General features: G+C 65.2%; 20 protein-coding genes and 2 pseudogenes. 15 read left to right on the top strand and 7 right to left on the bottom strand.

All coding sequences use genetic code 11. The annotated features are described in order from the left end of the window. Positions 1 to 207: 207 nt before the first annotated feature. The 6 genes from ONR75_RS09745 to ONR75_RS09720 form a co-directional block, all read right to left on the bottom strand. Entirely contained in the window at positions 208 to 471 is a 264-nt protein-coding gene (locus ONR75_RS09745; RefSeq protein ID WP_265082402.1) for a DUF3297 family protein, read from the bottom strand. Beyond that, positions 468 to 944, bottom strand: coding sequence for a glutathione peroxidase (locus ONR75_RS09740; RefSeq protein WP_265082401.1), 477 nt, complete (start codon positions 942 to 944; stop codon positions 468 to 470). Before ONR75_RS09740 ends, ONR75_RS09745 begins: the two co-directional genes overlap by 4 nt. 17 nt (positions 945 to 961) lie before the next feature. Further along, the gene (locus tag ONR75_RS09735; RefSeq protein WP_265082400.1) at positions 962 to 2365 is read right to left on the bottom strand and encodes an amidase family protein; all 1404 of its coding nucleotides are present in this window, start codon (positions 2363 to 2365) and stop codon (positions 962 to 964) included. Between the two features lie 655 nt (positions 2366 to 3020). After that, positions 3021 to 3587 carry a c-type cytochrome gene (locus tag ONR75_RS09730; protein WP_265082399.1) on the bottom strand — a complete coding sequence of 189 codons (567 nt, stop codon included), beginning with the start codon at positions 3585 to 3587 and terminating at the stop codon, positions 3021 to 3023. Between the two features lie 79 nt (positions 3588 to 3666). Next, positions 3667 to 4926 carry a PQQ-dependent sugar dehydrogenase gene (locus ONR75_RS09725; protein WP_265082398.1) on the bottom strand — a complete coding sequence of 420 codons (1260 nt, stop codon included), beginning with the start codon at positions 4924 to 4926 and terminating at the stop codon, positions 3667 to 3669. Between the two features lie 144 nt (positions 4927 to 5070). Continuing rightward, the gene (locus ONR75_RS09720; protein WP_265083607.1) at positions 5071 to 5322 is read right to left on the bottom strand and encodes a DUF6894 family protein; all 252 of its coding nucleotides are present in this window, start codon (positions 5320 to 5322) and stop codon (positions 5071 to 5073) included. A 199-nt stretch (positions 5323 to 5521) separates the two neighbouring features. On the opposite strand from ONR75_RS09720, the gene pqqA reads away from it, so the two are divergent. The 7 genes and pseudogenes from pqqA to ONR75_RS09685 all read left to right on the top strand — a co-directional run bounded on the left by pqqA (position 5522) and on the right by ONR75_RS09685 (position 10637). Then, entirely contained in the window at positions 5522 to 5602 is an 81-nt protein-coding gene (pqqA, locus tag ONR75_RS09715; RefSeq protein ID WP_265083606.1) for a pyrroloquinoline quinone precursor peptide PqqA, read from the top strand. Between the two features lie 70 nt (positions 5603 to 5672). Continuing rightward, entirely contained in the window at positions 5673 to 6623 is a 951-nt protein-coding gene (pqqB, locus tag ONR75_RS09710; protein ID WP_265082397.1) for a pyrroloquinoline quinone biosynthesis protein PqqB, read from the top strand. Next, positions 6620 to 7384, top strand: coding sequence for a pyrroloquinoline-quinone synthase PqqC (gene pqqC, locus ONR75_RS09705; RefSeq protein ID WP_265082396.1), 765 nt, complete (start codon positions 6620 to 6622; stop codon positions 7382 to 7384). Before pqqB ends, pqqC begins: the two co-directional genes overlap by 4 nt. Before the next feature lie 9 nt (positions 7385 to 7393). Next, positions 7394 to 7711, top strand: a complete 318-nt coding sequence (gene pqqD, locus ONR75_RS09700; protein WP_265082395.1) for a pyrroloquinoline quinone biosynthesis peptide chaperone PqqD — start codon at positions 7394 to 7396, stop codon at positions 7709 to 7711. Continuing rightward, a complete protein-coding gene (gene pqqE / locus ONR75_RS09695; RefSeq protein ID WP_265082394.1) occupies positions 7708 to 8916 on the top strand; it encodes a pyrroloquinoline quinone biosynthesis protein PqqE in 1209 nt (402 codons plus the stop codon). Before pqqD ends, pqqE begins: the two co-directional genes overlap by 4 nt. After that, positions 8906 to 9900, top strand: a pseudogene (gene pip, locus ONR75_RS09690) (prolyl aminopeptidase). The gene pqqE and the pseudogene pip overlap by 11 nt, the downstream one beginning before the upstream one ends. A 68-nt stretch (positions 9901 to 9968) precedes the next feature. Beyond that, positions 9969 to 10637 carry a DUF4286 family protein gene (locus tag ONR75_RS09685; protein WP_265082393.1) on the top strand — a complete coding sequence of 223 codons (669 nt, stop codon included), beginning with the start codon at positions 9969 to 9971 and terminating at the stop codon, positions 10635 to 10637. Positions 10638 to 10714: 77 nt separating this feature from the next. On the opposite strand, the gene ONR75_RS09680 is transcribed toward ONR75_RS09685, so the two are convergent. Further along, positions 10715 to 11644: a transposase gene (locus tag ONR75_RS09680; RefSeq protein WP_265082392.1), complete on the bottom strand. Its 930-nt coding sequence runs from the start codon at positions 11642 to 11644 to the stop codon at positions 10715 to 10717. Between the two features lie 343 nt (positions 11645 to 11987). Between ONR75_RS09680 and ONR75_RS09675 the strand changes: the two genes are divergently transcribed. From ONR75_RS09675 to ONR75_RS09640, 8 genes and pseudogenes are all read left to right on the top strand, one after another. After that, a complete protein-coding gene (locus ONR75_RS09675) occupies positions 11988 to 12620 on the top strand; it encodes a hypothetical protein (protein WP_265082391.1) in 633 nt (210 codons plus the stop codon). Positions 12621 to 12631: 11 nt separating this feature from the next. Then, positions 12632 to 13081 carry a DsrE family protein gene (locus ONR75_RS09670; protein ID WP_265082390.1) on the top strand — a complete coding sequence of 150 codons (450 nt, stop codon included), beginning with the start codon at positions 12632 to 12634 and terminating at the stop codon, positions 13079 to 13081. A 243-nt stretch (positions 13082 to 13324) separates the two neighbouring features. Beyond that, positions 13325 to 16175: pseudogene (locus ONR75_RS09665) on the top strand (bifunctional transaldolase/phosoglucose isomerase). A gap of 16 nt (positions 16176 to 16191) precedes the next feature. Next, the gene (gnd, locus tag ONR75_RS09660) at positions 16192 to 17223 is read left to right on the top strand and encodes a phosphogluconate dehydrogenase (NAD(+)-dependent, decarboxylating) (RefSeq protein ID WP_265082389.1); all 1032 of its coding nucleotides are present in this window, start codon (positions 16192 to 16194) and stop codon (positions 17221 to 17223) included. A gap of 2 nt (positions 17224 to 17225) precedes the next feature. Continuing rightward, on the top strand, positions 17226 to 18737 hold the full coding sequence (gene zwf, locus ONR75_RS09655; RefSeq protein ID WP_265082388.1) for a glucose-6-phosphate dehydrogenase: 1512 nt from the start codon (positions 17226 to 17228) through the stop codon (positions 18735 to 18737). Next, positions 18737 to 19480, top strand: a complete 744-nt coding sequence (gene pgl, locus ONR75_RS09650; protein WP_265082387.1) for a 6-phosphogluconolactonase — start codon at positions 18737 to 18739, stop codon at positions 19478 to 19480. Before zwf ends, pgl begins: the two co-directional genes overlap by 1 nt. Next, positions 19473 to 20021, top strand: coding sequence for a gluconokinase (locus tag ONR75_RS09645; protein WP_265082386.1), 549 nt, complete (start codon positions 19473 to 19475; stop codon positions 20019 to 20021). The genes pgl and ONR75_RS09645 overlap by 8 nt, the downstream gene beginning before the upstream one ends. Next, on the top strand, positions 20018 to 20827 hold the full coding sequence (locus ONR75_RS09640; protein WP_265082385.1) for an HAD family hydrolase: 810 nt from the start codon (positions 20018 to 20020) through the stop codon (positions 20825 to 20827). The genes ONR75_RS09645 and ONR75_RS09640 overlap by 4 nt, the downstream gene beginning before the upstream one ends. The last annotated feature ends 29 nt before the right edge of the window (positions 20828 to 20856 follow it).

The raw sequence follows: 20856 nt of genomic DNA, 5'->3' as shown, positions 1-20856 counted from the left end.
GGTCCTTCATTGGTCATGAACGCATTGCAACCATGACGGCTCGGGCGAGTCCATCCCGTCTGCTGCCGCAGCATAGCGGGAAACCGCCATTGCTTTAAGCTTCAAATTTATGCGGGAGCCGCCTTTTTGCTAGCCAACGGTCGCTTCTGTCGTTCCGGGCTCGCGACCGGCTCACGCCGTCGCGCCCCGGACTGACAGTTTGGCCGCTCAGGCCTCGTCGCGGAAATATGGCTCCACCGGGCCGCTGAGCTTGATCATCAGCGGATTGCCGTAGCGGTCCTTGGCGGCGCCGGCGGGAACGCGGACCCAGCCTTCGCTGACGCAATATTCCTCGACATTGGTGCGCTCGACGCCCTTGAAACGAATGCCCACATCGCGCTGCAGTACCTCGGCGTTGTAGAACGGGCTGCGCGGATCGGTGGAGAGGCGGTCGGGCAATTCGACGGTAACGGCTTCGTTGTTCTCGGTCATAGCAGCGCCTCGATTTCTTCTTTTAGCGATTCAGGTTTGGTGGTCGGCGCATAACGCGCGATCACCTTGCCGGAACGGTCGACCAGGAATTTGGTGAAATTCCACTTGATCGCCGCGCCCAGCAATCCCGGCTTTTCAGATTTCAGGAAATTATACAATGGATGCGCGTTGCCGCCATTCACCTCGATTTTATCGAACATGGGAAAGGTAACGCCGTAGGTGCCGGCGCAGAACTCCCCGATCGCGCTCGCTTCGCCCGGCTCCTGGCCGCCGAACTGGTTGCACGGGAAGCCCAGCACCGAAAAGCCGCGCGGCGCAAGGCTTTCCTGCAGCGCCTGGAGGCCGCGATATTGCGGCGTGAACCCGCAGGCGCTGGCGGTGTTGACGATCAAGAGCACCCTGCCCTCATAGGCCCTGAGCGAGACGTCCTGACCGGCCAGGCTGCGGGCCGAAAAATCGTAGATGCTCGCCATCGCCGCGCTCCTGTCGCTCACGCCAGGACCGGATCGGCCACCGACACGGCAGGTCCACCCGCCTCGATCGCCTCGCCGGCCGCGAGGCAGAGATCCTCGCGGTAGCGGCCGGCCACCACCTGCACGCCGACCGGCACGGGCCCGACCATGCCGGTGGACACCGCCAGCGCCGGCAGGCCCATGAAGGGAATGCCGATCTGCGGCATCTGCGCCCGCCACACCCGCTCGAACGCCGCGTCGCCCTGCAGGTCGAGCCCGTCGGGGAACGGCAACTCGCCGGACACCGGCATCAGCACCACCGCATAGGTCTGCAGGAACAGTTCCCAGTCGCGCACGAAGGTGGAGCGGCGCACCAGCGCCCGCGACAACCCGCCATTCTCGAAACCCTCCAGCTTGCGCTTCTGGCCGCGCAGGCAGGCGATCGCGCCGGGATCGCCCTCGCGCTCGGCAGCATCGACCATGCCCTGGTAGCCGTCGCCGAACCAGATCTGGGTCTGCAGGTCGGCGGCCTCGCGCAGCGCCGGCGTATTGCCGACCTCCTCGACGATCCAGCCGGCCGCCTGCAGCCGCTGGCCGGCGTCGCGCACGGCGGCTTCGACCTCGGCTGATATTTCGAGTCCGTCGGGCCGCAGGCACAGGGCCGCGCGCTTGTCGCGTGCGGGGCCGACAAGCGGCGCCGGCACCCACCAGGGATCGCGCACGTCCGGCTGCGCCATCGCCGCCAGGCCGAGCCTGACATCGTTGATGGTGCGCGCCAGCGGCCCGGACACCGCGGTGATCTGCCCGGAGATGATGCGCTCCGGCAGCGCGGCGTTGTAGGCGGCGATGCGGCCGAGCGTCGGCCGCAAGCCATGCACGCCGCAGGCATAGGCGGGATAGCGGATCGAACCGGCGATGTCGGTGCCGTGGGCGATATGCCCGATGCCGGCGGCAACCGCGGCACCTGCGCCACCGGACGAACCGCCCGGCGTCAGCGAGGGATCGCGCGGATTTTTGGTATCGCCGTAAATCTGGTTGGTGGTGAACCAGCGATAGGAGAAGGCCGGGCAATTGGTGCGGCCGAGGATCACCGCGCCGGCCTTGTGCAGATTGTCGATCACCGGACTGTTGGCGGTCGGCAGGATGCCGCGCTGGATGTTGACGCCATTGGTGGTGGCGTAGCCGGCATAATCGATATTGACCTTCACGGTCACCGGCACGCCGCCGAGCGGCCCGACATCGTCGCCACGCGCGATCGCCGCGTCGATCGCCTCGGCCCGCGCCATCACCTCGTCCGGGCGATGCTCGACCACGGCGTTGATCGCCGGATTGACCGCGTCGAGCCGCGCCAGGCCCGCGATCGTCGCTTCCTTTGCCGAGACCTTGCGGTTGCGAATCAGCGCGGCCAGGTCGGTGGCCGACAGACGCCAGAGATCGTTCATGCAGTGCTCCTTGCTCGATGGGTTGTTATCGCAGCCGGGGCGAGAAGGCCAATCGGCCAAGCTCCCGCATTCTCGCGGCGCATGATGCGTCCGAGGTATGAGCAGTCCTCCCCTCGGGACATGAGGGGAGCGGGGCGCCGGCAGGCGCGGTTGTGGTGGTTGGGACGCGAGCCGCATTACTGCGGATCGCGGCGCCTGCGGGCGCGCCACCGCGGGGTTTATGGCTGAGGGACCGTTCTTCCGGGACAGTTTCCAGCGGGCTTTCCCCGCCTTGTCACTGTCCACGTCCAGCCGACACAGAGCGGCAGAGCCCCCGTAGTAGGGCCCGGACGGTGACCTCCAGCCTCCCGGGGTGTGCTTGCGAGGCACACGCGCGGGACACCGCATCCTGCTCCACCCTCAAGACGCCTCATGACAGCGCCCCTCGTTGAGCAGGACGAGAAACTAATAGTCCTAAATAGGATTTATATCAAGAGATTTTTGAGTGGGTAGCCGCCACCAGACGCGATGTCATCGCCCGGCCTGGCGCAATTGCGCGCCAGGACCGGGCGCCCCAGTCAACACAGGTGCGTGAGCTTGGATCGCTGGCGCCTGTGTTTACTGGGTCCCCGCTTTCGCGGGGACGACAGACTGAGCGCGGACGAAGTGGCGACGTCTACTTCACCCTTGCCAGAAAATACGCGAGATCATCGATCTGCACCTCAGAGACCGACTGCATCACGTCGGCCATGGTGGCATCGTAGCCGTGGCGGCTGTTGTCCTTGTAGGCGCGCAGCGTTTTGTTGAGATAGTCCTCGCGCTGATTGGCGATGCGCGGAATGTTGTCGCGGCCGGCAAAGTCGGCGTTGTGGCAGGAGTCGCAGTGAAACTGCACGGTCAGTGCTTTCGCGCGCTGCATCCGTGCCGGCTCGCCGGCCTCGGCCGGCGGCTGCGGCTTCGGCAGCGTGGCAATGAAATCCGAGAACAACCGCAGGTCGTCGTCGGTGAGCGCCTTGGCCATGTCGTTCATGGGATCGGCAAGGCGCAGCCGTTCGCGAAACATATAGAGCTGGATCAGCGTGTAGGCCGGCTGCTGCGCGCCGAGCGAGGGGATGTTTTCGGTTGGCGACGTGCCGCTGTCGCCGTGGCAGGCGAGGCACGGCGCGGCACGTTCGGCGATGGTTGCGGCGTGGAGGGACGATGTTGAGATGAAGGACAGGACGAACGCAAATAGCAGACGCATCGATTGAACTTTCGGCTGGCCAAGCGGGTGCACCGGCGGTGCGCTCCTCTCCCCGCAGGCGGGGAGAGGTGAAGGAGCCCTACTGCCCCGCCACCTTCGGCTTGCCGTAGGTGATGCGATAGATCGCGCCGTTCCAGTCGTCGGACACCAGCAGCGAGCCGTCCTTCAGCGGCAGCACGTCGACCGGACGGCCGAGATAGTTGTTGTTGTCGAGGAAGCCGGTGAGGAACGGCTCGACGGATTTTACCGTGCCGTCCTTGTTCAGCTTCGCCACGACCACGTCGCCGCCGAGCTTCTGCGACTTGTTCCAGGAGCCGTGGCGCGCGATGAAGATCGCGTTCTTGTAGGCGGCGGGAAACATCTTGCCGGTGTAGAATCGCATGCCGAGCGCCGCGGTGTGGGCACCGAGCAGCGCCACCGGCGCGGTGTAGTCGGCGCAGGACTTGCCCCAGCCGAATTCCGGATCGAGGATATTGCCCTGCAGGCAATAGGGCGCGCCGAAATTCTCGCCGTCCTTGCTGACGCGATTGAGTTCGTCCTCCGGCACGGTTTCCGACACCCAGTCGCGACCGTTATCGGTGAAGTACATCTGCTTGGTTTCGGGATTCCAGTCGAAGCCGACGCTGTTGCGCATGCCGCGCACCACCACTTCGGCGCCGGAGCCGTCGAGGTTGATGCGGCGGATCTGGCCGTGGGCGTCGTCATGCAGCACGTTGTTGCCGGGCTGGCCGACCGGGACATAGAGCTTGTTGTCCGGGCCGATGCCGATGAACTTCCAGCCATGGGCCTCGTCCTTCGGCAGGTCGTCGTAGATCACGCTCGGCTTCGGCGGATTCTCGAGGACGTCCTCGACCTTGTCGATCTTCGAGATCTTCGACAGTTCGGCAATGTACAGCGTGCCGTCCTTGAAGGCGAGACCGTTAGGCCGGTACAGGCCCGAGGCCAGCACCTTGACCGACCGTTTGCCGTCCTTGTTGATGACCGCATAGACCTTGTCGACGAGCCGGGAGCCCACGAACACTGTGCCCTTATCGCCTTCACGCAGGGTGCGCGCATTGGCCATGCCGGCGGCGTAGACCTCGATATTGAAGCCCGGCGGCAGCTTCAGTTTGGCGGTGGGCAGCTTGTCGGCGGCGGAGGCAATCGGCGGCGGCGCCACCGGCGCCAGTTTTGCGGCGGCCGGGCTGTCGGCGGGACGGCCGATCAACGGCGATCCCGGCGGCAGAGCCGCGGGCGCGGCTGGCACATTGGCCGGCTGCTGCGCCGCGGCGCCGAGCGCAAACAGGCTGATGAAGGCGCTGGCAAGCAGAGCCAGACGCGCGGTCGCGTGAATTGACATCGGTTCCTCCCATCAAGGTGCCCATTGCTTGAGACGGCACGCATGCCGACCCCGGGGGCGGAGGGACTTTCCGATATTCCGACGCCGACGCACAGCCGAAAAATATATTGCGGCGCGGTGCGCCCGCAGCGCCGCGGCATGACGTCAGTGGCGCGTCTGCTGCGGAAGATCCAGCAGGGCTTCGCTGAATGGAAACTCAAGCACGATCTCGCCGTGCTCATCGGTCACCTCCAGCGCGGCACTCAAAAGCTTGGCGTCGGTGGCCTCGGTCTGCAGCAACTCCCGGATCATGGCGCGCGCGACCTTCCAGGCCTGATCGGGATCGCGCAACAATTCGCCTTCGGTGTCGGGGACCAGATCGTCGCCGAGACGGGTATTGAAGAAATAACGGGGCATGGGCACGGGACTTTGCTGGTTGGGGGCGCGCTTCCGCCATATGTGCGGTGCAAGAATATTTGCAATAAGGCAACGGCAAGGCGCGCTTATTGTGCGACGCAGCGTGACCGAATTTGTGATGAAACAGGTGACGAACTACCGGCCGGGTATTAGAGTTATGGTCTGCAGCGTATGGCTGCAGAACATGTGGGAGATAATGATGGCCTGGAAAGCACCTAAGATCGTTGAAGTGCAAGTCGGCATGGAAATCAACATGTACGCCTGCGCAGCGCGCAAGTAAGTCAGACTGCGCGGAACAGACGCCTTCACGACCTGAAGACGTCCTGTCGCTGAGGCCCCGGAGCGATGTCATGTTGAATGTTGTCGTTCTCGGGGCCGCAGCGGGCGGCGGGGTTCCGCAATGGAATTGCGGATGCGCCAATTGTGTCGCGGCGCGTGGCGACCATCGCAATCACAATGAATTGCACAACGCATTGCGCCGCACCCAGGCGTCCATCGCGGTCAGCGCCGACAATCAGAACTGGTTCCTCATCAACGCTTCGCCGGATCTGCGCCAGCAGATCACCGCGACGCCGCAGCTGCATCCGAGACCGGGCCATCTGCGTCATAGCCCGATTGCCGGCGTGATCCTGACCAATAGCGAGGTCGATGCTGTCGCCGGCCTCTTGTCGATGCGCGAAGGCTCGCCATTTACCGTCTACGCACATGATCGCGTGCTGGCGATCCTCAAGGACAACAGCATTTTCAACGTGCTCAGCGAGACCAACGTGCGCCGCAAGCCGATCCGCATCGACGAGGCGTTCGAGCCGACTTTGGTCGATGGCTCGGCCTCCGGCCTCGAAGTGCTGCCGTTCGCGGTGCCCGGCAAGGGCGCCTGGTATCTCGAAGGCAAGGCGCATCCGACCGGCGGCGACGACGCCGGCGACACGCTCGGCCTGCGCATCGCCGACAAGAGCAGCGGGCGCCATCTGTACTTCATCGCCGCCTGCGCGCGGGTCTCGCCGGAACTCGCGGCACGGTTGGACGGTGCGCCGCTGGTGTTCTTCGACGGCACGGTCTGGCGCGACGACGAACTGATCGCGCAGGGCCTCGGCCACAAGACCGGGCAGAACATGGGGCACATCGCGATGTCCGGCGACGATGGCGCCATCGCCGCATTGGCCCAAGTCAATGTCGAAAGAAAGATTTTCCTGCACATCAACAATTCGAATCCGGCGCTTCGTCCCGATTCCGTCGAACGCGCGGTGGCCGAGGGCGCCGGTTGGCAAATTCCTGCAGACGGGATGGAGATCACGCTGTGAACGCAACCACCGCCTTTTCACTGGACACCTCCACCCGGCTCGACAGCGCCGAGGATCTCGAAGCGACGCTGCGACAGATCGGCGCAACCCGCTATCATAACCTGCATCCGTTTCACGGATTGCTGCATGGCGGCAAACTCAACAAGAGCCAGGTGCAGGCCTGGGCGCTCAACCGCTATTATTACCAGAGCAGCATTCCCATCAAGGACGCCGTGGTGATCTCGCGCTTCCGCGACCGCGCCACAAGGATCGAATGGCGGCACCGCATCGAGGACCATGACGGCGATGCCGACAGCGAAGGCGGCATCGAGCGCTGGCTGAAGCTGACCGAAGGACTCGGCCTCGACCGCGCCTATGTGGAATCCGCCGAGGGCATCCTGCCAGCGACGCGATTTGCAGTGGATGCCTATGTGCATTTCGTCCGCGACAAGAGCCCGCTGGAGGCGATCGCCTCCTCGCTGACCGAACTGTTCGCGCCGAACCTGCACGAAGAACGTATCGCCGGCATGCTGAAGCATTATGACTTCGTCAATCCGGAGATCATGAGCTATTTCAAGCGCCGGCTGACCCAGGCGCCGCGCGACGCCAATTTCGCACTGGACTATGTCAAGCAGCACGCCAGGACGCCGGCCGAACGCGAGGCGGTGTGCAACGCGCTGATCTTCAAGACCAACGTGCTCTGGGTGCAGCTCGATGCGCTGCATCATGCCTATGTCAACGGCCACGTGCCGCCGGGCGCCTTCGTGCCCGCGGCCAGCTAAAGAGACGCCATGACCGAACCGCGCAGCCGCCGCATGCAAGTTGACGAGGCCAGCCGGCCCGTGCTGCCGCGCCATGCCAGGCTGAAGTTCGACGATACCAGGCAGCGCTGGGTAATCCTGGCACCGGAACGCGTGCTGGCGCCGGACGACATCGCGGTGGAAGTCCTGCAATTGTGCGACGGCGCCCGCAGCGTGGCCGACATGATCGACCTGCTGGCGGCGAAATATGCGGCGCCGCGCGAAGACATCGGCAACGACGTGATCGCCATGCTGCAGGACCTCGCCGACAAGGGATTTTTGACGCAAGCGAAGGAGAAGACGGCATGAGCCCGACTCTCACCGATGCCAGTCCTGTTTTCGCAGACCCGACCGACGGGCTGGCGATCATGGAGAGGAGCCGCTCCACCGCGGAAACGTTCGGCATTCCGCTGGCGGTGCTGGCCGAGATCACCCATCGCTGCCCGCTGCAATGCCCCTATTGCTCCAATCCGGTGGAGCTGGAGCGCTCCAGCAACGAACTGACCACGGACGAATGGAAGAAGGTTCTGACGGAGCTCGCCGAGATCGGCGTGCTGCAGATCCATTTTTCCGGCGGCGAACCTACCGCGCGAAAAGACATCGTCGAACTGGTGCAGCACGCCACCGACGTCGGGCTGTATTCCAACCTGATCACATCGGCAGTTTTGCTGACGCGCGAGAAACTCACGGCGCTGGCCGATGCCGGGCTGTGCCATGTGCAGATCAGCTTCCAGGGCAACGAGCCGATCGTCGCCAACCGCGTCGCCGGGCTGAAGAACGCCCACGAGAAGAAGCTCGAGGTCGCGAAATGGACCCGCGAGCTCGACCTGCCGCTCACGGTGAATGCGGTCATGCACCGGCAGAACCTGCATCAGCTCGCCGACATCATCCAGATGGCGGTGGACCTCGACGCCGACCGGCTGGAAGTCGCCAATGTGCAATATTACGGCTGGGCGCTGAAGAACCGCGCCGCCCTGATGCCGACGCTCGCGCAGATCGAGGAGACCAGCCGCATCGTCGACGACGCCGTGGTCAGGCTGAAGGGCATTCTCGATATCGACTATGTGGTCCCGGATTACTACGCGTTGCGGCCGAAGAAATGCATGGGGGGCTGGGGCCGGCAGTTCTTCAACATCTCGCCGACCGGCAAGGTGCTGCCGTGTCATGCCGCCGAGACCATCACCGGACTCGACTTCGAATCGGTGCGCTCCAATCATTCGATCGCCTGGATCTGGCAGAATTCCGAGGCCTTCAACCGCTATCGCGGCACCGGCTGGATGCCCGAGCCCTGCGCCAGCTGCGCGTTCAAAGAGATCGACTTCGGCGGCTGCCGCTGTCAGGCCTTTGCGCTGACCGGCGATGCCGGCAATACCGACCCGGCCTGCACGCTGTCGCCGATGCATGCACAGATCTTCAAGATGGCCGAGACCGAATCCGCCGCCGACAACACGCGCTTTCTGTATCGCAATTTTGCCGGCGGCACGCTGGAGACGGACGACGACCATGGCGCCTGACGCCGACCCGCGCAAAGCAGCCAGCCTCGCCGACGATCCCTTTGCTCCCTCACCACGCAGCATCTCGCGGTCGGCGACGGCCACGAGATCTATGTGGAGAGCGTCGGCCGCGGCGACGGCATCCCCGCGGTCTATCTGCATGGCGGCCCCGGCTCGGGCTGCCAGCCGGATCATCGCCGGCTGTTCGATCCACAGCGTTTCCACACCGTGCTGTTCGACCAGCGCGGCGCCGGGCGCAGCCGCCCGAAAGGCCTGCGCGAGGCCAACACGACAGCGCACCTGATCGCCGACATGGAGACGATCCGCGAACGCTTCGGCTTCGCAAAATGGCTGGTGGTCGGCGGCTCCTGGGGCGCGACGCTGGCGCTGGCCTATGCGCAAGCGCATCCCGACCGCATCAGCGGCATCGTGCTGCGCGCCACCTTCCTCGGCACGGCGCAAGAGCTGGACGGTGCGTTCCTCGACGTGCTGCCGCGGCATTATCCCGGCCTGTACGAGGATTTTCTCAGCGTGCTGCCACCGGACGAGCGCGCCGCGCCGTTGCCGAATTATTATCGCCGCATCCTCGACGCCGATCCGGCCATCCACACGCCTGCGGCCCGCGCTTGGCACGGCACCGAGAGCATCCTGTCGGAACACGCGCCGGCGCGCACCCGGCTCGACCTGCCGGCGCTCACGAATTCCGCCCGGCCATTGCCGTCGACGCCGATCATGGAGGCACATTACTTCCAGCACGGCTGCTTCATGCGGCCCGGCCAGTTGCTGGCCGAGGCCGGAAGGCTCGCGGGCATCCCCGGCCTGATCGTGCAGGGCCGCTTCGACTTCCTGTGTCCGCCGTCGACCTCGCATGCCCTCGCCGCGGTGTGGACGGATGCGCAGGTGCGGATGGTTGAGGGCGCCGGCCACACATTGTACGACCCCGGGGTGCGCGACGCGGTGATGAAGGCCGTGGCGGATATCGCGTCGCAACTGAAATCATATTAATCCGCCAGCCCTATCCGCTATTGCGGCGGAATACGCTTTGCTGTTCCGCCCTACTGAAAGACCGCACGATGCCGATGGCCGGACTGGGAATGCTGATGACGTCGATGGATATCGACCCGGCCCATGAGGCCGAATTCAACCAGTGGTACGACCGCGAACATCTTGCCGAGCGCGTCGCGATCCCCGGCTTTCTCGAGGCCCGGCGCTATGTCGCCGTCGACGCGGCGCCGAAATATCTCGGCCTGTATTCGACCGCGACTTTCGACGTCTTGAACAGCGATGCCTATCGCACGGCGCTGGCCAACCAGACCGCCTGGTCGAAGACCAATATCGGCCGCTTCCGCAACATGCTGCGCTCGGTGGCGCGGATTACCGTGAGCCGCGGCACCGGCCGCGGCGCGGCGCTCGGACTGGTGCGGATCCGCCCGCCGGAGCGCGAGATCTATGCGCTGCGCGACGGCATCGCCGCCCTGCTCGACCCCGGCATGATCCATGGCATCATTTCGATGCATCTGATGGAGAGCGACCCGGCGCTGTCGAAGCCGCTCACCGACGATCCCGCCGCGCCCAACCCGGCGGCGCGCGACTGGTATGTGCTGATCGACGGCACCGATCCGGATGTCGTGGCCTGGCTGATGGCGGGCCGCTTCAATGCGGTCATTGCCGCGACCGGCGCGACGCTGATTTCCAGCGGGACGTACCGGCTGATGTGGGATCTGGCGAAGGCGGATCTCTGACGCACCGGGCACTTGTCCCGGACACGATGCAGCGCGCTTGCGCTGCTTCGCAGATCCGGCAACTGTAATTTTCGTGATCAAGCGTGAAAGGGCGCTTGATCACGAAGCACCGCCTTGAGGGTGACGAGCAGCTTGCGAGCGACGGCGATCAGGGCGATTTTGGCGGGTTTGCCCGCGTCTCTCAGGGCACGATAGGCTGCTGCGAACCGGGATTTGGTTCGAGTGACGGAGACGGCCGCCATGTAGAGGGCTTCGCGGACCCGGCGCCTGCCGCCGTGGATCTTGCGGGCACCGCGGAACTTGCCGCTATCGACATTGAAGGGCGCCAGTCCAGCCAAAGCGGCGATGGCCTTTGGCGAGCGGGAGCCGAGTTCCGGCATCAGTGCCAACAGCGTGGCGGCGCAAACCGGGCCGATGCCCGGCACCGAGCGCATCAGGCGTTGTGCGGCGTGCAGGCCCTGCTGCCCGGCAATCAGGGTGGCGATCCGCCGATCGATGCGCTGGATAGCCTGATCGAGCCAGGCGATATGCTGCATCAGCTCGTCCAGCAGGTCGGCGCCGGTTGCGGCAAGGCGGGTGCGCTCCTGCTTGCGGCAGGCGACGAGCTGATCGCGGCGCTTGTGCAGGTCGGCAAGCTGCTCCCGCGCCGGGTCGGTGGTGCCGTCGGCGCCGGGCCGCAGGCATTGGGCCATCGCCGCCAGCATCCGCGCGTCGATTGCGTCGGTCTTGGCGAGCAAGCCGATGGAGCGGGCGAAATCCCGGGCGCGGGCGGGGTTGACCCGCGCGAAAGCGATGCCGGCTGCGCTCAAGGCCCGGCGCAGCGCCTTGTCGTAGTGGCCGGTGGCCTCGAACAGCACGAATACATCGCTGCCGGCCCACCCCGCGATCAAGGCGTTGACCGCCTCGGGGAGGTTGTCGATGCGGCGCACCGTGCCGATGTTGCTGTCGAAGACGTCAAGAAAGTCCTTGGAGATATCGATTCCAACGAAGCCAGGATGTATGATCATGATGCCTGTCCCTGTGCTGCGAGGTCCGCGGCGAACGGCCTCGATCAACTGTTCAGGTGTGGGTAATGTAGCGCGGGCGGGTGCCAAGCCGGATCACGGTCTTCATGACCAGGGGCCCAACGGCATCCCGCCCGCACCCATCATGTCAGATCCCGACTACACAGGGACCCATACGCCCAGCAAAGACAGAGTGGGTCCCGGGTCTGCGGCGCACCACTATCGCTGCGCGATAGCAGTGCACCGCGCCCGGGACACGAGATTTTGCGACGATTGAACGCTTTCCGGCATCGCCGCGACCAAGGTGAGACCTGCCCCACGAGGCATCCATCCTGCGGATCGCATCATGCCACGCTCCTGCCTCAAGCTGCTCACTGCCGCGTTGCTGATGGCCGTTATCGGCAGCAGCGCCGCCCGCGCCGAGGACGAGCCGAAACAGATCGATACCGCGGCAAGCGCGGCCTTCGACGCAAAGCTGTTCGCAGGCACGATGGACGCGGACATGACCTATGCCTGCTTCGAGCGGCGCTACGATACCGCGCATCTGGCGCAGCATGGCCGGCAGAAGGTCAGCGCCATGAAGCTGCTGGTCATCGCGCGAAGACCTTCGGCCGAGAACCGCGAGCCCTACTCCTTCAAGCTCGGTTTCAAATATCGCGACCGCAAGGGCGACTGGGATTCCAGCGGTTACTGCAACCGTGCCCAGAACGAATATACCGACGGCGAGCTGCGGATGACCTGCAGCGTCGAATGCGACGGCGGCGGCATCAGCGTCGGCCTGCCCAAAGACGGCGACGGCGCGCTGGTGCGGGTCGAACGCGTGCGGATCTGGCAGAACGCCAAGCCCGACGACGAAACAAGCCAGCAACTGGAAGGCGGCAGCGACGACAGGATGTTCCGGCTGCAGCGCACCGCGCTGAAGGGATGCGAATCATTGGTCGAAGATGCCGACGAGCGCGCCGCGATGCGGCAGAAATAGCGGAGCGGATCATGAACCGGCGCGGCATGCTGTGGGCGGCGATATCGGCCATCGGCGCCGGCCTTGCGACCCGCGCCAGCGCGGCGACGACGGATGCGACGCCCGCGAGGAAGCTCAAGGTGGTCTACCACCTCAACGATCTCGACCGCGTCAATTTCGTGCTGGGCAATATCCAGAACCATTATGATGGCGTGGGCGGGCCGGCGAACGTCACCCTGGCGCTGGTGGTGCACGGCCCGGCGCTGCGCGCCTTCCACCTGGCCTCCGCCAATCCCGACCTCACCGCGCGTCTTGGACATCTTTCCAAAGCCGGGCTCGACATGGCCGCCTGCGGCAACACGATGAAGGCGCAGAATGTGACGCTGCCGCAGTTGCAGCCCGGCTTCGTCACGGCCGATTCCGGCGGCGTGGTGCGCATCGCCGAACTGCAGGCGCAGGGCTATCTCTATCTGCGGCCGTAGTGCCGGTCATCGGCATTTCGGGCGCGACCCGGCTGCCAATTTTGTGCGCATTTCCGACGTCATCCGGCGCACACGCAAACGCGATATTGTGATCCCTGCCGGGATGGAACCCTTTGGCTTGCAAGACGTCATGTTTTGGGGCGATCATCAGGTACGGACTGGCGGTACTTGCGCCGTCATGGTCCGCGGCGTCCCCTCCCCGATGGACGCAGCCGACCATCAGATCGAACAGAACAAGGCATCATGAACCCTGTCAAAGCACTTGAATCGCATGGTCAAGCTATCTGGCTCGACTTTCTGGCCCGCGGCTTCGTCGCCAAGGGCGACCTCAAGAAGCTGATCGACAGCGACGCCGTCAAAGGCGTGACGTCCAACCCCTCGATCTTCGAAAAGGCGATCGGCAGCTCGGACGAATATGACGCGCCGATCGCCAAGGCGCTGCAATCCGGCGACCTGCCCGTGGCCGACCTGTTCGAGCGCCTGGCCGTGGAAGACATCCAGCACGCGGCCGACGTGCTGCGCCCGGTCTATGACCGCCTCGATGGCGCCGATGGTTTCGTCAGCCTCGAAGTGTCGCCCTATCTGGCGCTGGATACCAAGGGCACCATTGTCGAGGCCGAACGGCTGTGGAAGGACGTGGCCCGCCCCAATCTGATGGTCAAGGTGCCGGCGACCACCGAAGGCGTGCCGGCGATCAAGCACCTGATCCGCGAAGGCGTCAGCATCAACGTCACGCTGCTGTTCGCGCAGCAGTCCTACCGCAATGTCGCCGAAGCCTATCTCGCCGGGCTCGAAGCCCATGTGGCCGGCGGCGGCGATCCCAGCCGCATCGCCAGCGTCGCCAGCTTCTTCGTCAGCCGCATTGATGCGCAGGTCGACAAGCAACTCGACGAGAAAATCGCCAAGGCCAACGATCCCTCGGAGAAGGCGCGGCTCGCCGCGCTGAAGGGCAAGGTTGCGATCGCCAACGCCAAGCTGGCCTATCAGGACTACAAGAAACTGTTTTCCGGGGCTCGCTGGGACAAGCTCGCCGCCAAGGGGCAAAGCCGCAGCGGCTGCTGTGGGCCTCCACCGGCGTCAAGAGCAAGGACTATCGCGACACGCTCTATGTCGAGGAGCTGATCGGGCCGAACACGGTCAACACCGTGCCGCCGGCAACGCTCGACGCCTTCCGCGACCACGGCCTGATCCGCGACAGCCTCGAGGAGAATGTCGGCGAGGCCCGGCAGATTCTCGCCGATCTCGAAAAGACCGGGATCTCGCTGGACAAGATCACCACCGATCTGGTGGCCGACGGCGTCAAGCAGTTCGCCGACGCCGCCGACAAGCTCTATGGCGCGGTGGCGCACAAGCGCGCCGCCTCGATGGCCGACGCCATCGATGCGCAGAAACTGTCGCTCGGCGACGGCATCGGCAAGTCGGTCGCGGCCTCGACCGAGGAATGGCGCAAGTCGGCCAAGATCCGCCGTCTCTGGCAGAAGGACAGATCGGTCTGGACCGGCAGCGACGAGGACAAGTGGCTGGGCTGGCTGCATAGCGTCGCCGCCGAGACATCAAAGCTTGCCGACTATGACGGCTTTGCCGGCTGGGTGAAGGCGCAGGGCTTCAGCGACGCAGTCGTGCTCGGCATGGGCGGATCGAGCCTCGGGCCGGAAGTGTTGGCGCAGACCTTCGGCAAGATCACGGGCTTTCCCCGGCTTCATGTGCTCGACTCCACCGATCCGGCGCAGGTCCGCGCCATGGCTGCCGCGGTGAAGCTGGAGAAGACGCTGTTCATCGTCTCCAGCAAATCCGGCGGCACCACCGAACCCAATGTGATGAAGGACTACTTCTTCGCGGAAGTGACCAAGGCGGTCGGCACCGAAAAGGCAGGCTCGCACTTCGTCGCCGTCACCGACCCCGGCTCAGCGCTGGAGAAGGCCGCCAAGGCGCAGGGCTTCGCCCGCATCTTCCACGGCGATCCCTCCATCGGCGGCCGCTATTCGGTGCTATCGCCGTTCGGCATGGTGCCGGCCGCCGCAGCCGGCATCGATCTCAGGAAACTGCTCGACCTCGCATCATCCATGGTGCGCTCGTGCGGACCGGACGTGCCGCCGTCGGAAAATCCCGGCGTGCAGCTTGGCCTCGCGCTGGGCAGCGCCGGCCTGGAGGGCCGCGACAAGGTGACGATCCTGTCGTCGCCCGCCATTGCCGATTTCGGTGCCTGGGCGGAGCAGCTGATCGCCGAATCCACCGGCAAGGACGGCAAGGGCCTGGTGCCGATCGATGGCGAGACGCTGGGCGCGCCTGATGTCTACGGCCAGGATCGCTTCTTCATCGACCTGCGCACCGCCGGCGAGACCGATGCGGCACACGACAATAAGCTCGCCGCACTGGAGAAGGCCGGCCATCCCGTGGCGCGCATCGTCATGAAGTCGATCGACCACATCGGCCAGGAGTTCTTCCGCTTCGAGATCGCCACCGCGGTGGCGGGCTCGCTGCTCGGCATCAACCCGTTCAACCAGCCCGACGTCGAGGCCGCCAAGATCAAGACCCGCGATCTCACGGCATCGTTCGAGAAGACCGGCACTTTGCCGCCTGAGACGCCGGTGATCTCGACGCCGCAAGTCGACCTCTACACCGACGAAAAAACGCCGCCGCGCTGCGCAAGACCGGCGCCAACGGCGATCTCGGCTCATGGCTGAAGGCCCAACTGGCCCGTGCCGGCACCGGCGATTACGTGGCGCTGCTGGCCTATGTGGACCGCGACGCCGCGCACCGGGAGACGCTGGAGCATATGCGCATGGCGGTGCGCGACAGCCGGCATGTCGCCACCGTCGCCGAATTCGGCCCGCGCTTCCTGCATTCGACCGGCCAGGCCTACAAGGGTGGACCGGACAGCGGCGTGTTCCTGCAGATCACCGCGGAAAACGCCGCCGACCTTGCGGTGCCCGGTCAGAAGGCCAGCTTCGGAATCATTAAGGCGGCGCAGGCGCGCGGCGATTTCGACGTGCTGACCGAGCGCGGCCGTCGCGCCTTGCGCATCCATCTCAAGGGCGACGTCAATGCCGGGCTGGCGATGCTCGACAAGGCGATCGCCGCCGCACTCAATTAATAACAAGGATAGTCAGATGCAGCTCGGCATGATCGGCCTCGGCCGGATGGGCGGCAATATCGTCCGCCGCCTGATGAAGAACGGCCACACCAGCGTGGTCTACGACCGGGACCCGAAGGCGGTGGCGGCACTGACGACAGAAGGCTCGGTCGGCGGCGCGTCGCTGGCGGAGTTTGTCGGCAAGCTCGGCAAGCCCCGCACGGTGTGGGTGATGCTGCCAGCGGGCAAGATCACCGAGACAACCATTGAAGAACTGACCAAACTGCTGGAGCCCGACGACGTCATCATCGACGGCGGCAATACGTTCTGGCAGGACGACGTCCGCCGCGGCAAGGCGCTGAAGGAAAGGGGCATCCATTACATTGACGTCGGCACCTCCGGCGGCGTGTGGGGCTTCGAGCGCGGCTACTGCATGATGATCGGCGGCGACAAGCAGGTCGTCGACCGGCTCGACCCGATCTTCGCCACGCTGGCGCCGGGAATCGGCGACATCCCGCGCACGCCGGGCCGCGACAACAGCGACCCGCGCGTGGAGAATGGCTACATCCACGCCGGCCCGGTCGGCGCCGGCCACTTCGTCAAGATGGTCCATAACGGCATCGAATACGGGCTGATGCAGGCATATGCCGAAGGATTTGATATCCTGAAGAATGCCGATCTCGACGTGTTGCCGGAGGCGCATCGCTTCACGCTCAACCTGCCGGACATTGCCGAAGTGTGGCGCCGCGGCAGCGTGATCCCGTCCTGGCTGCTCGACCTCACCTCCTCGGCACTGGCCAAGAACGAAACTCTCGATACCTATTCCGGCTATGTCGAAGATTCCGGGGAAGGGCGCTGGACCGTCAATGCGGCGATCGACGAATCCGTGCCGGCCGAGGTGCTGACCGCCGCGTTGTTCGCCCGTTTCCGCTCGCGCAAGGAGCATACCTTCGCCGAAAAGATCCTGTCGGCGATGCGCGCCGGCTTTGGCGGCCACAAGGAGCCGGAGCAGCATCCGCACCCCGTGCGCCAGAACGCGCCCGACATCGTCAAGCCGAAGGCAGATTAGACGTGACAGACGCAAAGACCGACACCACCAAACCGGACCCCTGCTCCTTCGTGATTTTCGGCGTCACCGGCGACCTCGCCCACCGGCTGGTGATGCCGGCGCTGTACAATCTCGCCGCATCGAACCTGCTGCCGGACAAGTTCTGCGTGGTCGGCATCGCACGCAAGGCGATGTCCGCCGATGAGCTGCGCGAGGGCCTGCTCGCCGGCCTGAAGAAATTCGCCACACGTCCCGTGGACGACGCCATCGCCGAGCGGCTGCTGGAATGCGTCACCAGCATCGAGGCCGATCCGCAGGACCCGGCGTCGTTCGACAAGATGCGCGACGAGCTCGATGCGCTCGAGAAGCGGCGCGAGACCGCGGGCAACCGGCTGTTCTATCTGGCGACGCCGCCCGATGGTTTCGCGCCAATCGCCCGCCAGCTCGGCCGCACCGGCATGCTGCAGGAGAACGGCGCATGGCGGCGGCTGGTGGTGGAAAAGCCGTTCGGCACCGACCTGGAGTCGGCCAAGAAGTTGAATGCCGAACTGCTGGAGATTCTCACCGAGCACCAGATCTACCGGATCGATCATTATCTCGGCAAGGAGACGGTGCAGAACATCCTGGTGCTGCGCTTTGCCAACGGCATGTTCGAACCGATCTGGAATCGCAACCACATCGATCACGTCCAGATCACCGTCGACGAGAAGCTCGGCGTCGGCCACCGCGGCAGCTTCTACGACGCCACTGGCGCGCTGCGCGACATGGTGCCGAACCATCTGTTCCAGTTGCTGTCGCTGGTGGCGATGGAGCCGCCGACCCGCTTCGACGCCCATTCCGTTCGCGCCGCCAAGGCCGATGTACTGGCGGCCATCCAGCTCGAAAGCGAGACCGAGGCGCTGCACAACTCCGTGCGCGGGCAATATCTCGGCGGCACCATCGGCGACACCGTGATCGAGGACTATCACAAGACCAAGGACGTCGCCAACGGCAGCACCACCGAGACCTATGCGGCGCTCAAGCTGGTCATCGACAACTGGCGCTGGGCCGGCGTGCCGTTCTATCTGCGCACCGGCAAGGCGCTCGGCATCAAGCGCACAGAGGTGGCCATCAAGTTCAAGCAGGCGCCGTTCGCCATGTTCCAGGGCACGCCGGTGGAGGCGTTGGCACAGAACTATCTGGTGATCGGCGTCGAGCCGACCGAGGGCATCGCGCTGCAGTTCAACACCAAGATCCCCGGCCCCGCGGTGCGGATCGACGGCGTCGAGATGAAGTTCCGCTACAAGGACTACTTCAAGGCCGAGCCATCCACCGGCTACGAGACGCTGATCTACGACTGCATGATCGGCGACAACATCCTGTTCCAGCGCGCCGACAGCGTCGAGGCCGGCTGGCGCGCGGTGCAGCCGTTCCTGGATGCGTGGGCGAACGCCGGCTCCGACGGCCTGAAGAGCTACAAGGCTGGCAGCGAGGGACCGCGCGAAGCCGATGAGCTGATGAAGCGCGACGGCCGCGCCTGGCGCAAGCTGAGCTGATGGTCGCACGCGTACGCCACACCATCGAAGTGAGCGATGCGGCCGCACTCGCTGCCGCGGCAGCGGAACGCGTCATCGCCCGCATCGACGACAATCCGGACCGGATCGCCATCTGCCTCACAGGTGGCTCCAGCCCGAAGCAGCTTTATGAGCTATTGGGCAAGGAGCCTTACCGAGCCCAGATCCCGTGGGATCGCGTGCACTGGTTCATCGGCGACGACCGTTTTGTCAAAGCCGACGATCCGCTCAACAACATGAACATGGCACGGCAGATCTTTCTCGATCGCTGCGCGCCCGCGACTAACATCCATCCGATCGCGACGGAGTCGGCGAGCCCCGACGAAGCCGCGCGGCTGTATGAGGAAAAGCTGAAAGGCTTTTATGGCGCCGACGCGCTCGATCCGGCCAAGCCGCTATTCGACCTGGTGCTGCTCGGCGTCGGGCCGGACGGCCATGTCGCCTCGCTGTTTCCCGGCTATCCTGCCGTCGACGTCACAGATCGCTGGGTGGTCGGCGTGCCGGAGGCGCACGTGGCGCCATTCGTGCCGCGGGTCAGCCTGACGCTGCCGACGCTGGCATCGTGTCGCGAGATGCTGTTCGAGTTGAGCGGCGCCGACAAGCGCCCGATCCTGACGCGCATCCTCGCCGGCGAGGACCTTCCCGCCAACCGCGCGCGGGCGACGGACGGCGAGACCATCTGGCTCTGCGACAGCGCGGCACTGCCGGAGAATTTTCATGGATGATCGCCAGGCGCCCTGCGCGCTGATCGTGATGGGCGTGGCGGGATCGGGCAAGAGCACCATTGGCGAATCCCTCGCCGCGCGCCTCGGCTGGACCTATGAGGACGCCGACCGGTTCCACCCGGCCAGCAACGTGGCGAAGATGAGCGCCGGCCATCCCCTGACCGACGACGACCGCTGGCCATGGCTGCGGGCCATCGCCGCGGAGATCGGCCGGATGTGCGGGAGCGGCGGCCATCTCGTTGTCGCCTGCTCGGCGCTCAAGCGCGCCTATCGCGACGTGCTGCTCGCCGGCCGCGACGATGTCCGTTTCGTCTATCTCGACGGCAGCCGCGCGCTGATTGCGCAGCGCCTGGGCGCGCGAAAAGGCCACTTCATGCCGCCGGGCCTGCTCGACAGCCAGTTCGCGACGCTGCAGCCGCCGGGTCCCGACGAAAACCCGATCCAAGTCTCGATCGATGCCTCCGTTGAGGCGATCGTCGATGCTATCATTGCCCAGTTGCAGCCCGGCACGGCCGGCGCGCCTAACAGGAAGAACCCATGACCCGCATCGCACTGGTCGTCTCGGATGTCGACGGCACCCTGGTGACCAAGGACAAGCGCCTGACCGACAACGCCAGAGCGGCAGTGCGGCGGCTCCGCGACGCCGGGATCGGCTTCACCATCACCTCGAGCCGGCCCACCGTCGGCATGCGGTTTCTCGTCGCGCCGCTCGGCCTCGCGCTGCCAATCGGCGCGTTCAACGGCAGCTCGATCGTCACCCCCGAGCTGCAACCGCTCGAACAGCATCTGATCCCGGCACCCGCGGTGCAGACCAGCCTCGACGTGCTCAACGAATTCGGCGTCGACATCTGGCTGTTCACCAACGACGCCTGGATGATCCGCCGCGACGACGGCAAATACGTGCCGCACGAACGCGACACCATCCAGCACGATCCGGTGGTCGTGGACGAATTCGCGCCCTACCTGGACGGCGCCTGCAAGATCGTCGGCGCCAGCGCTGACTTCGATCTGCTGGCACGTTGCGAGGCGGCGATTCAGAAGTCGCTCGGCCAGACGGCCGTCGCGGTGCGTTCGCAGAACTATTATCTCGACGTCACGCCGCCCGGCCAGGACAAGGGCACTTTCGTGCAGGCCATGGCGAGGCGCCTCGGCATCGACACCTCAGCCATCGCCACCATCGGCGACATGCAGAACGATCTGCCGATGTTCAAGGTGTCAGGCCTGTCCGTCGCCATGGGCAACGCGACCGACGAGGTCAAGGCGCGGGCGACCGATGTCACCACTTCGAACGAGGACGAGGGCTTTGCCGGCGCGGTGGATCTGATCCTGAAGAAGAGCAAGGGGTGAGCTGAGCTTGCTTTTCCTCTCCCCGCCCG

This window comes from Rhodopseudomonas sp. P2A-2r, from assembly GCF_026015985.1.
GTDB lineage: Bacteria > Pseudomonadota > Alphaproteobacteria > Rhizobiales > Xanthobacteraceae > Tardiphaga.
Note: the sequence above shows the minus strand (reverse complement) of the source record. Positions and strands in the feature narration are given on the sequence as shown.